Below are 14475 nucleotides of genomic sequence, written 5' to 3'. Positions count from 1 at the left end.
ATTAATAGGCACCGTGTGGCTATGTTAAGCCGATCGAATCTGGCCGCACCAGTCAAAAAGTGACGTAAGTGTCAGTAATGACTGATTTTTTGCGCTGGCTCAACAAATCGCCCTGACCGGGAACTGGATTCCCATGGCCCTTGATTTTATTGGGGTTGGCGGGCGTGGCGGGAAAGTAGGAGGTAGGCTTGCCGCTGAGGAAGGATTGGCTGGGGACAATCCCGCTCTGCCAATCGGCGCTATAGTGCGGGCGATGGTTGCTCTGTGATCCGCTCCCAAGCTGGCGAGGCGGGGGATCTGCGGCAACAATCAGCTGTTGCAATCACAGCCATTTGCAACACATCGTCATGCAAATATGACCATGCAAACACATCACCAGATAGAGAGGAGATCACCCATGAAGCGTACCATCCTGTTCGGCCTGCTCTGCGGCAGCGTGCTGCTGGCCAATCCGGTCTTTGCCAACGACACAGCCCAGTTGCAGTGCGAGGCGCAGGCAGCGGCCAAAAAGCTTAACGGCGCCGCCAAGACCAGCTTTGTCGGCAAGTGCGTGAAAGATGCCGCGGGTGCTGCGACCGGCGAGTGCGAGAAGGCGGCGGCCGACAAGAAGCTGGCCGGTGCGGCCAAGAACAGCTTTATCCAGAAGTGCGTGAAGACGGGCGTGGCGATGGATCCGGCGGCCAAGTGCGAGAAGGCGGCGGCCGACAAGAAGCTGGCTGGCGCGGCCAAGAACAGCTTTGTCCAGAAGTGCGTGAAGGATAGCGCCGCCAAGTAAGGCATTTTCTCATCCGGTGTGTTTGCGGGGGGCCATCAGGCCCCCCGCGCTTTTTATGCGTAGTGAACGCCGTGAAGCCCAAGCGTTGTCGGGAACATTAAACTCGGTTGCTGATCTTCTATGACCGGGCTCCCTATCTGGTTTTGGACATATTATCTCCCGCTTGCTGGGCTTTGCCTTGTTCAGCGTCAACCCATGAATGGTATCCATCACGGTTCACCGCCCACGCGATCGCCGATGGATTACCACTTCCGATTTGAGCCATTAACCCGCGAGGGGGCCACCCATCACTGATAAATAGGCATCGGATGGCTGGCGATAAGCCCCTCTTCAGCGGGAAGAGGGGCCGCAATAGTGCTCCCTGGCGGGCCGAGTTAGCCGAGGCTGGCCCAGGCCAACCGCAGTTTCAGTCCCGGGCCCGAGCTCCAGCCAGTGGTGGAGCTCACCAATTTACCCTGCTTGATGATGAGGAAGCTGGGGGTGACGCTCACCTGCCAGCGGGCGGCAAGGTTGCCATGCTCATCATTGTGGGTCGGGAAGGTCAACCCCTTCCTGGCCATCCCCTGCTGCAACCTGGCTTGGTCGCCGGAGCGCAGCGCCACTGTCAGCACGTTTTCGCCGTCTCGCCATAGCTGCTCCACTGTCGGTGTGGTAACACGGCAGACTGCGCACCAGCTGGCCCAGTAATAGATCAGCAGTGGTCTGTCCCGACTCATTGTCTGCAGGTCGGCCAGAGTGCCATCTTGCAACAGCAGTTGAGGCAGCGGGCTTCCCTCTGGCAGCGCCGGACTGCGCCAGAGGTCCAGCGCCGTCGAAATAATCACCGCCAACAGCAGCAGCCAGAGGGCCTCCTTGCTCCAGCGGCGCAGACGGAGGAGCCGGGATGATGTTGCTGTCATGATTGCCCCTTGATGACCAGTGCGTTTTTGACGTTGCCCCCGAGCGCTATATGAGGGAGATCAGCCGATTGCCGATAATTTCCCCCTTGCGCTGCGGGTATGCCCCGCTCTCCCGGCAGGGTCTGTATGAGCAGGATATATCTCATCTTGTTTCTCCTTGAACAGGGGCGTTCGCAGCGTGCTCCAGAGTGGCCAGCAGAGTTGCACGATCCAGCAGGGGAGAGAGGATCTCGCCACCCGGTAGCCCGGGGCCATAGATTTGGTTGAAAGGAATGGCCACACTGCCGCGTTGGCGCAAGAAGCCGGCGATGCTGTCTGAGGGGCGGCTCCAATCCCCGCGCAAGGCCACCACATCGGGGGCACTCAGGGCTCGTTGCACATCATCGCGCAGCAGCACGTTGAATTTGTTGGCTTTGCAGGTGATGCACCAGTCGGCGGTCACATCGACGAAGACCCGCTTGTGTTGTGCCAGGGCGTCCTGGATGGCCTGCTCCGAGAGTGGCTGCCAGTGGACGGTATCCTGTTGTGGTTTGTCCTCCATGGTGAAGGCGCCGCCGAGCAGCAGGGCGGCGACCAGCAAGCAGCCCAGCGCCAGCCCCAGGGTTACACCGCGAATACCGTGGCGCCATACGACCGCCAGCAGCAGGGCTGCCAGTATCAGTGCCATCAGGATCACAACCCTGTTATGGCCGATATGGTTGCCAAGCAGGCTGAGCAGCCAGAGGCTGGAGCCCAGCATCATCAGGCCGAGCAGGATGCGCAGGCGCCCCATCCAGCGTCCCGGTTTTGGCAGCCAAAGCGCGAGACGGGGCAGGGCGGCGATGAGCAGCCATGGCAGGCTCATGCCAATCCCCAGTGCGGTAAAGACAAGCCAGAGTTGACCGGATGGTGCCCCGAGCGCAAAGGCGACTGCGGTGCCAAGGAAAGGGGCGGAGCAGGGTGTTGCCAGCAGAGTGGCAAAGCAGCCCTGCAGAAAGTGACCGGCCATGCCGTTGCCACCCGCGGTTGCCAGGCGGGTGTTGACATTGCTCGATAACCTGATCTCGAACTGCCCCAGCAGGTTGGCACAGAACAGCAAGGTCACCACGACCATGAAGCCGATAAACCAGACGCTCTGGAACTGGATACCCCAGCCGACGGCCCCCTGGGTGGCGCGCAGTAGGGTGCTCATCAGTGCCAGCGCCCAAAAGGAGACCAGGATACCAGCGCTTGCCGCCAGGAACTGCAAGCGAACCGGGCGACGCTCACGGGTCTCCAGCTGCAGTACTGATCCCAGCTTGAGGGCCAGCACCGGCAACACACAGGGCATCAGGTTGAGAATAAGCCCCCCAAGCAGTGCTGCCCCCAGGATCCAGCGCAGCGAGTGGCCACCAGCGGGTAGTGGCAGGGGATCACCTATGGTGACCTGGCTCTGCCAGGCTTCGTCACCGTTGACCAGTACCACGCCCAGTTGCTGATGACGGATATCCGGTGCATCCCCTTGCCAGCCATCGCTGACCGGAATGCGGGCAATCAGGGTATTGCCCTGCACCTCCAGGCTGGGCTCGCCAAACTCGACCCCCTCCAGCTGCTGGAGGAAAATCTGCGGAGCCCGCCACCCCTCTTGCTGCTTAGCGCTCAGCTGTAGCCGGTTTTGCTGGTAGCCGGCCTGGAGGTTGACGCTCTTGGGCATGGCTTGAGGCAGCTTGCTCATCGCCTGTGCATAGGCAAGGTCGAATCCGTCCGGTGCCGTACCATCCAGAGCAAGGGCAAAAGGGTAGTCGGTCAGGATGCAGACGTTACTGCAGGTTGAAAGGCGTAACGTGCCGGTCAGCGCCTTGCGGTTGCCATGGCCAAGGCTTATGGGAAAGGTTACGGCCTGCTGATACCCCTGGGTCGACATGCCGCTGACCGCGAATCGCTCTGGCACTGGCCAGTGCCATTGTTGAGTGAGTTTGGGGTCATCCCAGAGAATTTCAGGGGCAATTCCCCCTTCACCCGGGTTTTGCCAATAGGTTTTCCAGCCGGACTCGAGTGTCAGACTGAGCAGCACCCGGGGCTGTGCCGGATCCCGGCTATCTGCTTGCAGCCGGATTTGTGCGTGATCGTTGCGGGGGCTGGTGAGCCAGCCGGTATCGCTGGCCAATCCGATGGATTGCCACAGCAGGCTGCCCAGCAAGAGGGCAGTCTTGAAGATGTTTGACATGGTGTTGTCTCTTGAAAATGAAAGTCAGGGTGGTTTAAGCCGCGACTGACTCATTCTCGCCAGACACAAAGGGTGAGATGAAGCCGCCGTTCTGGCGGAGAGATATTTCTGGGTGGGGGGAGGGGGGGCGAGCAACGGGACAGTGGTGCCAGCAGGGCGATCAGGAATGCGATGGCAAAGAAGAGCTGTTCGGCGCATTGCACGCTGGCGGCACTGAGCCACTTGCCGTTGAGCGGGCAACTGCCGGGTTGCGGCGTTGCTGCGCGGCCATCCTCATCGACATCGACATCGACATCGATGGCGGAGGATGGGACGGTCAGCATATGGCAGCCAGCGGCTATCTCCAGCTGAGCCAGCCTGGTCAGCGGCTGGAGTGCACAATTGAGCAGCAGAATGCAGACCAGCAGCAGGAGTCTTGTCGCCACGCGTTGTCGCAAAATCATGTTGCTCCTGCCCTCTTGGAATGGGGCACATCCTATCGATCAATGACAGCCCGGGCAAGCCGGTCGGATGAAGCCCCGTTTCTTGCAACCGGTGAGTCGCCACGTTTGCCCTCGTAGCTGGCCGAGTACCGAGCGTGCTGGCCAGATCAGTCTGCCAATGCTCCGGACAAGGGGGGAGTCGTTCAGCTGCCAATCGCCGATAATGCCCCGCGCATTCCGGCGGTCAGGGCCAACAGCCCCCTCGAGCCCTGAATGGAAATGGGTATATGGGATCCATGCCGCGACGAGGAAGGCCGGGTTGGAGATGGTTCATTTGGTGCAAGATCATCTCTTTAGGTCGTCAAAAATTGAAACCGTTTTCAGAAATCCTTTTCAACTGTGATCCGCTTCAAAGCTTTTTCGGGCGCCAACCTCTAGCATTGGCTCCACGAATTAGGGGCTAGCGCTCCCGATTTTCCCGCTGTGGGAGGTAACCGGATGATCCGGCTATTTCCTTCGTTACTTTCGACGGTCATCATGGATGGCCGTTTTTTTTTGAGTTATTTCACGGTAAAGGGTCGAGCCGCTGGCGCTTTACCGTTAAAATTCCGCTTTTGCACTTGCCCGTGAGTCTTGATGTCTGCGTCCACCCTCTCTTCGGATAGTTATCTGCTGCTCAGTGCCTTGCAACTGCAGCGTGTCGCCAGTACCCGTCTGTTACAAGATACGCTGGGGGCGGGCCATGAGCTCGCCAGCCACCTGACCCGGCTCCATGACGCCGGCCTTGTCAGATTGCGCGGGGAGCAGCAGTGGAGCCTGACTGCAGAGGGGACGCTGGCGCTGATCCTGGGGGTGCGGGCTGGGCTTTGTGCTGCCCCTGACTGGGGCCGGGTCTCCTCGGTGACCGGCCAGGATCTGGTTCACGGGCTGGTGCGCGAGCTTTGCAGGGGCAAGGCGGGCGAGATCCCGGCTTTCTTCTCTCCCGGTGATCTGCTCACACTGCTCGATACCGCAGATGCGCATCTGCTGCTGGCGGGTTCCAGCCCCGCCTGGCAGCAACTGCTGTTGGAGCACTTCTCGCTGCAGCTGCTGCTCGATGCCCCTTATGAAGAGCGCTGGCCACTGGCGAATGCGCTGACCCGCTGTGCCCCCGAGGTGCAGGCGCAAGGAAAGGCGTTTGAGGCGGAGTGGCGCTGGCTCTGTGGGGATGGCGAAAGCACCGATTCCAGCCTGTTGTGGCCTGCCCTGCAGGCGGTTGCCTCGCAGGGGGAGTGTGGCCCTCTGGGTGAGCGGTTGCTCACGGCTCTGGGCCAGTGGCAGGCCGAGGGTCATGAGGGGCAGTGGCCGCGTGCCTTCAGTGCTTTGCTCTGGCTCGGCTGGTTGCAGCAGGCAGACCCCGTCATTGCCAGCGAGCAGCGCAAGAAGTGGCAGCGCAGCCTTGGCGGACAATTTCCGCTGCTGGCCGATCTGCTCAGCCAGTGGGCGGGCGATCGCCACGGTCAGGCGGTCGGCCTGTTCGATACCCTGCAGTTGCCGGTGGAGGAGCTCCACTGGGGCTATCTCTGGCTCGATCTCTGCGCGCTGGCCCGTCACGGTGCCCAGAGCCCGCAGGTGGCCATGTTGCACAAGTGGGATCTCTCCCACCTGCTCGATGCCGAACCCCATCATCGCCTGATGGCGTTTTGTCAGGATCTGCTGCGCCTGCTGCTGGGAGAGGGGGCCAAAGGGGCGCCACTCTGCCAGCTGCGTAACAGCGAGGCCGAAGACGAAGAGCCAGAAGAGGAAGGCGGCGAGGAGAAGGGGGCTGCCTCCGCCAGCTGGCTCAACTGGCTGCAGGGGCTGGGACGTGCCAGCGGTGTGCGCAAGCCACAGGAGCGGCTGGTGTGGCTGCTTCACGCCGATGGCCCCGAGCTGGAGTGCAAGATCCAGAAACTCAGCACCAAGGGGGAGTGGACGGCGGGCCGCCGGGTCGATCCCACCCTGCTCTCCACCCAGTATGCGGCGCTGCTCGATGAGCACGACTGGGCAGTGGTGCGCACCCTGCCGCGGGTGATGGGACGCTTGCCCCGGGATGTTTGGGCGCCGCTGGCCGATCACCCCCGCCTGTTCAACGCCAAGGGACAGAAGCTGCAGCTCGCCATCACGGCGCCGCTGCTGCAGATTATCGCGACCGAAGAGGGGATGAGTGCCTTGCTGATCCCAGATGCAGCCGCCCGCGGGGCCCATATCATGCCGCTGGCGCAGGATCTGTGGCAGCTGATCCTCACCCCGCAGCCGCTGCTCGACCGCTTGCCAGCGCTCGAATCCATCCCGCTGCTGCCCGCCGAGGGGATGAGCGAGTTGCAGCGCACTCTGGACGGGATCGCCGATCTGCCTTGGCACAGCCAGGTTGAGGGATTGCACGGCAATGCCGAACTGGCCCCCTGGCCGGGCATTCCTTCGGTGCAGCTCGATTGGCAGGATGGCCAGCTGGCGGTCAAGCTGGTGACCCGTTTTGACGAGTTGCCTCCCCAGCCTCTGGGCAAGGGGGAGAGCATCATCCGTCAAGGGATCAAGGGTAACCACTATTGGCAGCGGGATCTCGGGGCCGAGAAGGTGCAGGCCCAGCTACTGCGCAATCAGCTTCCCATCGATCTGCCCGGCAGCGAGTGGCGCCTTGAAGGAGAGCAGGCACTGGCATTGGTCAATGCCCTGCCCGAGCTGGTGGATGCCGGTGTGGTCATTCACTGGCATCAGGACAGCGCCCGCCTCAAGAGCCTGGATGAAGCGGCACTGAGCCTGCGCATCGAGCGGCGGCAGGACTGGTTCCAGGTCGAAGGGGCGCTGGCCCTCGATGAGCATCAGATCCTCGATTTGCGCCTGATCCTGCGTCAGCTGACCCCGGGTCAGCGCACCGTCCAGCTCGACGAGAAGACCAGCCTGATGCTGAGCGACAAGCTGGTGGAGCGGCTCTCCATGCTGGGGGCCATGCTCGACGACGAGCAGCGGATCAACCACAAGCTGGCTTACCCGCTGACCCGTCTGCTCTCGGTCATCACCACCGAGGGGGATGCGGCATGGCAATCCCTGCAGCAGGAGTGGCAGCAGGAGGTATCCTGCCCGCCGGAGCTGCTCACCGCGCTGCGGGATTACCAGAAGGAGGGGGTTCGCTGGATGGCGACCCTTGCCCATCACGGTTTTGGTGCCTGTCTGGCCGATGACATGGGTCTGGGCAAGACGCTGCAGGCGCTTATCGTGCTGCGGATGCGCCAGCACCTTGGCCCTGCGCTGGTGGTGGTGCCCAAGTCAGTGGTCACCAACTGGCAGGAGGAGGTGGTCCGTTTCGCCCCCGAGCTGGATGTGGTGGTGTTCGAGAACCCGGCCGAGCGGGAGGGGATCATTCGTGAGGCCAAAGCGGGGCAGGTGATCCTCATCAACTACGGCATGCTCGGCAGCCTGGCGGAGGCGCTCAAGGCGCGCCGCTGGTCCTCCATGGTGCTCGATGAGGCGCAGCAGATCAAAAACGCCGGTACCCAGCGCGCCAAGCTGTTGTTCCAGCTCGACGGCGATTTTCGCCTCGCCCTCTCCGGCACCCCCATCGAGAACCATCTGGGGGAGCTGTGGAGCCTCTTCACCTTTATCAACCCGGGGCTGCTCGGCAGCCTTGGTGAGTTCAAGCGTCGCTTTGGCAAGGCGGTCAAGGATCCCCAGCACATGGCCTTGCTGCGGGCGGTGATCAGCCCCTTTATCCTGCGCCGTCTCAAGCAGCAGGTGCTGACCGAGCTGCCGGACAAGACCGAGATCATCCACCACATCAGCCTCTCCCCCGAAGAGCGTCAGCTCTACGAGGCGACCCGGCGGGAAGTGGTGCAGCAGGTGCAAAGCGCAGATGGTCGCGCCCTGATGCACGTGCTGAGTGGCCTGACCCGGCTGCGCCGTCTCTGCTGCTCACCGGAGCTGGTGATGCCCGAGTGGTCGCAAACCAGCAGCAAGCTTGATGAGGCGATGGCCCTGCTGGAGGAGGCGATCGATGGTGGTCATCGGGTGCTGGTGTTCAGCCAGTTCGTCGATCTGCTGAGTCTGTTGCGGGCCCGCATCGAGCAGAAATCCTGGGATTACTGCTATCTGGATGGGGGCTGTTCGGCCAAGGCGCGGCAGGACTCCATCCTGCGTTTTCGCCACGAGGAGGTGCCGCTGTTCCTCATCAGCCTCAAGGCGGGGGGCACGGGTCTCAACCTCACCCAGGCCGATACCGTGCTGCACCTCGATCCCTGGTGGAACCCGGCAGTGGAAGATCAGGCGAGCGATCGGGCGCACCGGATGGGGCAGACCCAGCCGGTGACCGTGTACCGGCTGGTGTGCGAGCAGACGGTGGAGGAGAAGATTGTCGCCCTGCACGACGAGAAACGGGCGCTGGCCGATGGGTTGCTGAGCGGCCAGTCCGAGGTGCGCGGGCTGGATGTGGAGAGCCTGCGGGCCCTGCTGATGGGCTGATTGGCGACGCCACCTTTCATACCTCCTATCGATACAGAAAAGGGAGAACATCCAGAGATGTTCTCCCTTTTCTTATTTGGGATACAGATGCTGGATACTCGTTTATCGCGGAAAGGCGGCCCGGTTATCCCAGATCCAGCTATCCCAGATCCAGTCACCCCTGATAGAGATAGAGGTGCAGCCGCTCGATGATGGGCTCGCCGCCAATTTTGCGATCTCGCCGCGCCTGCCGGCTCTTGGGAGGATAGTTGCCCAGATGGGTGACTGCAGGCGGGGTATCGGAGCAGAGCAGCAGAGGCAGGCTCGCCTTGATCTGCTGCTTGCGCGGGGTGCGCTCCAGCCAGAGCAGGTTGATCATCGGGTGAGTCTTGACCGGGCGGCGGATCCGCAGCTCGGCATCGGCGGGCAGACGGCGAATGTCGTACACCTCCTGATCCACCATCTTGCTCCACTCCTCGTTGTTGGAGAGGGCCGGTATGTAGCGGCGGCTGCGCTCCAGCATCTCAAGCACCTGCTCGCGACTGAGGCGATTGATGGTCTGCTTGTCAGCCCAGGTAAAGCCAAGGGATTGCAGCTCCCCCGCCAACAGGGTCAGTTTGCGGTAGACCTGCAGAGTGATCACGCCGGGCAGGGCGGTATGTACCAGCTCGAACTTCTCGTCCCGTCCCCCCGCCTGTTGCACCAGCCCCTTGAAATCGAGCTTGCGCTGATTGATCTCCTCAACCAGAGGCTGGATCAGCGGAGCGGCGGCGGCAGGAAAGCGCAACCAGCCGGGCAGCCGATGAGTCGCCTTGGTGGAGCAGCCGGGGCGGGCGCTGTGGTCCCGATAGGCGGCGAGGGTGGCCGCCAGCGCGGCTTCACCGTTGAGATAGCCCACCTCAATTTGCTCGATCGGGTCGTGCTCTTCCCCCTGTGCAACCGGGGGGAGGGGATAGACATGAGCCTCCTGCAGCTCGAGCTGGCCAAGCAGATCGGCCAGCTGGTTGAGAGAGGTTTCAATGGCGGCCATCTGTTGACGCAGGGCGGCGGTAGGGGTAAAGGTATCCATCGATGATCCTGTGGTCTGACCCGCTGTTGACGACATCAGGTATGACATTGCTGCGGGTAGCAAAACTACTGTATAAATAAACATACCAGCATGCGGTTGGAGTGCCAAGAGGCACTTTGAGGAGGGGGCAATGTGCGCCTCTGAATGGGGATGTGGTAATGGTTTTATTTATGTTTCAGAGTGTTAAATAAAGATCACCACAAGATCATTAAATTAACAATCACGTGTAGCTCCGCTGTTGCCAGCTGTTCACACCTTGTCCATCCCTGCATATGTAAAGCAGTAAAATGCATATATAGATGGGTGCCATGCAGCACAATATGCTGTGCGACTCTGCTGGCCAACTGTTAAAATAATTATTTGTTTAAAATCAAAGCGTTAAAATTAAATCCTGCCGTTTTTAGACATTAGATTTACTAATGTAACGTATCAAAATTCGTCAATTGAGTCGGCCCTGTTCCCTGACTAAGCTTTGCGCATCAAATAAAGCCCAGTGCGTAAACAAATATTCAGAGGAGCCACATCATGGCCAACATGGCTTATACCGAAACCGGTTACCAGCATTCCAGCCAATTGAATCTGGTTGCTCGCGTTAAAATGACCGTTCTGACCTGGCTGGAACGCAGCCGCAGCCGTCGCCAGCTCTCCGAGCTGCCCGAGTACCTGCTCAAAGACATCGGCCTGAACGAAGCTGACCGTTATCAAGAGACCACCAAGCCGTTCTGGCGTGGTTGATCTACCGGGCATGGATGCCTTGTTTTTCTGCTGAGTCGTTTGCTGTTCTGCCCCTGTGGGGACCAACTGCCAGGTCTGTTATTGTCTGTTTTATCTCCCCCCGTTTTCCCCCTGTTATTTGTTGATCCTTTTTCCTCTCCTCTTTATTCCACATCGCTACTGTCATTGCTGTCATCGTTCGATTGTTATCACACTTGTATCGTTAATGTTTGAATTTGTTTAAAAAATGATTTTAAGCCACGATGCCTTGCGTATAATCCGGCCATAGTATTCCAGAGCGAGAGGGTGAGACGGATGATTCCCCAGCACGATTTTTTGGCCTTGACCCGCAGCCATGAGTGGCAGCTTGAGCCCTTTGAATTTGCCCTGCCCGATGGTGCGCGGGTCAGCGTCTGGGATACGGGCGTGCTCTGTCTGGAGCCTGCCCGTGGCGCGGGCGATCAGCCGGGAGGACGCAAGGATATCGTCCTCTCCTGCGGTATTCACGGCAACGAGACCGCTCCCATCGAGATCTGCAACCAGCTGCTGAGTCGTCTGCTCTCTGGCGAGCTGAGCGCCCGCCATCGGGTGCTGTTCCTGTTTGGCAATCCGGCGGCGATGAATCTGGGGCTGCGGGAGGTGGAGGAGAACATGAACCGGCTCTTCTCCGGTGCTCACAGCAAGGGGGAGGGGCTCTGCAATCGGGAGCGGATCCGTGCCATGCGTCTCGAGCAGTATGTGAGCCGCTTCTTTGCCGATCCGGCTCGTCCCCGTTACCACTACGATCTGCACACCGCCATTCGCGGTTCGCGCCACGAGAAGTTTGCCGTCTACCCCTTCCCCCACGAGCGGCCTCACTGCCGCGAGCAGGTGCAGTTCCTCGGCGCCTGCGGGGTGCGCACTATTCTGCTCTCCGCCAGCCCGACCACGACCTTCAGCTACTACAGCTCCCGCCAGCATGGTGCCCACGCCTTTACGGTGGAGCTGGGCAAGGTGCGCCCGTTTGGCGAGAACGACATGACCCGCTTTATCGAAACCCGGCAGGCGCTGCAGGAGCTGGTCACTCAGGATGAGGTGGCACTGGAGCCGTGGCGGGCGGATGATTTCACCCTGTTTGCCATCGATCGGGTGATCACCAAAAAATCGGCGGACTTTCGCTTCCTGTTCGCCAGCGATGTCGACAACTTCACCGAATTCCCCCAAGGGTTCGTGCTGGCCGAGGATGGCGAGCTGCGCTACACGGTCGAGAAGCCGCGTGAGGCGGTGGTCTTCCCCAATGCCAATGTGGCGATCGGTCAGCGCACCGTGCTGATGGTGGTGCCGACAAGGCTCTGGGAATAGCTGTGATAGTTTTGCCTGCAGAGCGGTGATGCATCCGCAGGCGGCGCCAAGCCATTGTTTTAGTCGGCGGCTTAGACACAGCAGCGGTTAGCCGCAGTAATAAAAAACGGGGCCAGTCAGATGACTGGCCCCGTTTTTTATCGGGTTCACGCGGTGAGGCTTAGCTGTTGTTCTTCACAAACAGGGTCAGCTCCTGACCGGGTTTGAGGTAATCCCCTTTATCCAGCTGGTTCCAACGCATCACATCGTTGATAGCCACCTGGAAGCGAGCCGCGATGGAGGAGATGGAGTCGCCACGGCGAACCTGATACACCATCGATTTGTCGCTCTTCTTCCCTTGCTTGGGATAGACCACCAGCTTCATGCCTGGCTTGAGCGCCGACTTGGCATTCAGACCGTTCCACTTGGCGAGCTCTTCGTGGGAGACGCCGTGCGCCTGGCTGATGCTCCACAGGTTGTCACCCGAGCGCACCTTGTAACTGACCTTGGCCTTCTGGCTGCTGCCACGGCTTGCCAGCTGCTGCGGTTTGCTGGCGGAGCTGGCCTTGCTGCTGACCTGACCATGGGTCGGGATCACCAGTTGTTGACCGCGACGCAGGTTGTTGCTGCGCAGATTGTTGGCCAGTTTCAGCTCGCTCACGCTGACGCCGTGATTCTGGGCGATGCGCGACAGAGTATCGCCACTGGTGACCTGATAGGAGCGGGTACGAATACGCTCGCTCTTGGGCAGATCGGCCAGTGCCAGCTCCAGGGTATCGGCATACTCCACCGGTACCAGCAGGCGGTAAGGGCCACGGGGCGACATCACGCCACGGCTCAGGGCCGGATTGACCTCCTTGAGCTGTGACGTGCGCAGACCGGCCAGTTGGGCGGCCACATTCAGATCGATCTGGCTGCCAGTCTCAACCACACGCAGCTTCGGCTCGTTGGCGAGCACCGGCAACTGGATATTGTACTTGTCCGCATTGCTGATCATGTCAGCCATGGCGAGGATCTTGGGCACATACATCCGGGTTTCGCGCGGCAGATCGAGCGACCAGTAGTCGGTCGGCTTGCCTGCGCGCTGATTACGCTGGATGGCGTTGCGCACCCGGCCTTCACCGGCATTGTAGGCGGCCAGCGTTTGCAGCCAGTCACCGTCAAAGAAGCGGTTCAGGTACTCCAGATAGTCGAGCGCCGCATTGGTGGAGGCCAGCACATCGCGCCGTCCATCATACCAGTTGTCGTGGCGCAGACCGAAGTTTCTGCCTGTCGCTGGCACAAACTGCCAGAGTCCGACGGCATTGCTGCGGGATCGGGCATGAGGATCAAACATGCTCTCGATCATCGGGACAGTAATAAGCTCCATTGGCAGCTCACGCCGTTCAATCTCCTCTACCATCAGATAGAGGTAGGGTTCAGCCCGGCTGGCAATGGTCGCCAGATGCTTATCATTGCGCAACAGCCACTCACGTTGCTGGCGGATGCGCGGGTTGTCCGGAGTTTCCAGTTGCATATCATCGCTGATACGCACCCACAGATTGTCCGTCTCTTCCATTTCATCCAGTTGTTCATCGCCAAACAGGAAATGGGAAGAGTGTTTTTTATGCGCTTTTTTCTTGACCTGGTGGGACTTGATCGGCTCGATTGCCGTTAGCGCCCGGTCATCCTGATGGCTCAGGTTTTGGCAGCCGCTGAGCAACAGCGCTGCCAATAAGGCCGTTCGTACCTTCATCTCGTTCCGGTCATTTTTGGGAAAAACAGCCCGCATCATAAGGGGCAATGGCCCCCTGATCAAGGTTTGTTCAAAAAACGTCCTTCCACTGACGCAAGATGGTGAAGGTATCTACCGGATTTTCCACGCATTTTAGCCCGTGCTTTTCAGCAGAAAATTTCACTGAATCGAGCTCGCAGCGCAGAAAAACATTAAACTTGCGTTCATCCTCCAGCCGGGTGGGCAGGCTTGGCAGCCCTTGTTGCCGCAGTTTGCTGATCAGTCCGATCTGATCACGGATCGCCGGATTGTCCGGTTCAACTGCATAGGCAAAGCGCAGGTTGGAGAGGGTGTACTCGTGGGCACAATAAATGAGGGTCTCATCGGGCAGGGCGGCGAGTCGTTGCAGCGAGTGGTACATCTGCTCCGGCGTCCCTTCAAACAGGCGGCCACAACCGGCCGAGAAGAGGGTATCGCCACAAAAGAGCATGCCGTTACCATAGTAAGCGATATGGCCACGGGTGTGCCCGGGCACATGGATTACCTCGAGGGCGAGGCCGTGCCAGTTGATCTGATCACCATCTTCGAGCCACTGGCCATGATGATCCGGCATGGGGTCAAGTTTGGGGCCATACAGTCTCGCGTGGGGGAAGTGCTCGAGCAATGTGCTGACGCCTCCCACATGGTCATGATGGTGGTGGGTGAGCAAGATGGCATCAAGCACGAGATCCAGTGCCGAGAGCCGCTCCAGCACGGGGGCGGCATCGCCCGGATCGACAACCAGACAGTGATTTTCGTGTCTAATCAACCAGATGTAATTGTCATTAAAGGCTGGAACTGTGATCACTGGATACATGAGTCTGCTTCTCTTTAGGGAGGGTATCTTATATAACAGGATGGCGTTCGAAACCGCGAGTTGAACCCT

General features: G+C 60.1%; 10 protein-coding genes. 4 read left to right on the top strand and 6 right to left on the bottom strand.

What is annotated here, in order from left to right:
- Positions 1-397 precede the first annotated feature (397 nt).
- Entirely contained in the window at positions 398-775 is a 378-nt protein-coding gene (locus G5358_RS00120; RefSeq protein ID WP_368216280.1) for a hypothetical protein, read from the top strand.
- 374 nt (positions 776-1149) lie between these two features.
- On the opposite strand, the gene G5358_RS00115 is transcribed toward G5358_RS00120, so the two are convergent.
- The 3 genes from G5358_RS00115 to G5358_RS00105 form a co-directional block, all read right to left on the bottom strand.
- Positions 1150-1674, bottom strand: coding sequence for a protein disulfide oxidoreductase (locus G5358_RS00115; RefSeq protein ID WP_216953213.1), 525 nt, complete (start codon positions 1672-1674; stop codon positions 1150-1152).
- 142 nt (positions 1675-1816) lie between these two features.
- Positions 1817-3859, bottom strand: coding sequence for a protein-disulfide reductase DsbD family protein (locus G5358_RS00110; RefSeq protein WP_421323356.1), 2043 nt, complete (start codon positions 3857-3859; stop codon positions 1817-1819).
- Between the two features lie 50 nt (positions 3860-3909).
- A complete protein-coding gene (locus G5358_RS00105; RefSeq protein WP_421323355.1) occupies positions 3910-4302 on the bottom strand; it encodes a hypothetical protein in 393 nt (130 codons plus the stop codon).
- Between the two features lie 615 nt (positions 4303-4917).
- Between G5358_RS00105 and G5358_RS00100 the strand changes: the two genes are divergently transcribed.
- On the top strand, positions 4918-8754 hold the full coding sequence (locus G5358_RS00100; RefSeq protein ID WP_421323354.1) for an SNF2-related protein: 3837 nt from the start codon (positions 4918-4920) through the stop codon (positions 8752-8754).
- Between the two features lie 154 nt (positions 8755-8908).
- Here G5358_RS00100 and G5358_RS00095 read toward each other — a convergent pair whose 3' ends face one another.
- The gene (locus G5358_RS00095) at positions 8909-9802 is read right to left on the bottom strand and encodes a DNA replication terminus site-binding protein (RefSeq protein ID WP_421323353.1); all 894 of its coding nucleotides are present in this window, start codon (positions 9800-9802) and stop codon (positions 8909-8911) included.
- A 525-nt stretch (positions 9803-10327) separates the two neighbouring features.
- Between G5358_RS00095 and G5358_RS00090 the strand changes: the two genes are divergently transcribed.
- Both G5358_RS00090 and astE read left to right on the top strand, forming a co-directional pair.
- The gene (locus G5358_RS00090) at positions 10328-10537 is read left to right on the top strand and encodes a DUF1127 domain-containing protein (RefSeq protein WP_158112369.1); all 210 of its coding nucleotides are present in this window, start codon (positions 10328-10330) and stop codon (positions 10535-10537) included.
- Positions 10538-10831: 294 nt separating this feature from the next.
- Entirely contained in the window at positions 10832-11857 is a 1026-nt protein-coding gene (gene astE, locus G5358_RS00085) for a succinylglutamate desuccinylase (protein ID WP_416014142.1), read from the top strand.
- 160 nt (positions 11858-12017) lie between these two features.
- On the opposite strand, the gene G5358_RS00080 is transcribed toward astE, so the two are convergent.
- Complete coding sequence (locus G5358_RS00080) at positions 12018-13571, bottom strand: lytic transglycosylase (protein WP_227342315.1); 1554 nt, start codon at positions 13569-13571, stop codon at positions 12018-12020.
- A 70-nt stretch (positions 13572-13641) separates the two neighbouring features.
- Positions 13642-14406: a hydroxyacylglutathione hydrolase gene (gene gloB, locus G5358_RS00075; RefSeq protein WP_421323352.1), complete on the bottom strand. Its 765-nt coding sequence runs from the start codon at positions 14404-14406 to the stop codon at positions 13642-13644.
- Positions 14407-14475 lie beyond the last annotated feature (69 nt).

Origin of the sequence: Aeromonas sp. 604176, from assembly GCF_049170755.1 — a bacterium.
Taxonomy (GTDB): domain Bacteria; phylum Pseudomonadota; class Gammaproteobacteria; order Enterobacterales; family Aeromonadaceae; genus Aeromonas; species Aeromonas veronii_A.
Note: the sequence above shows the minus strand (reverse complement) of the source record. Positions and strands in the feature narration are given on the sequence as shown.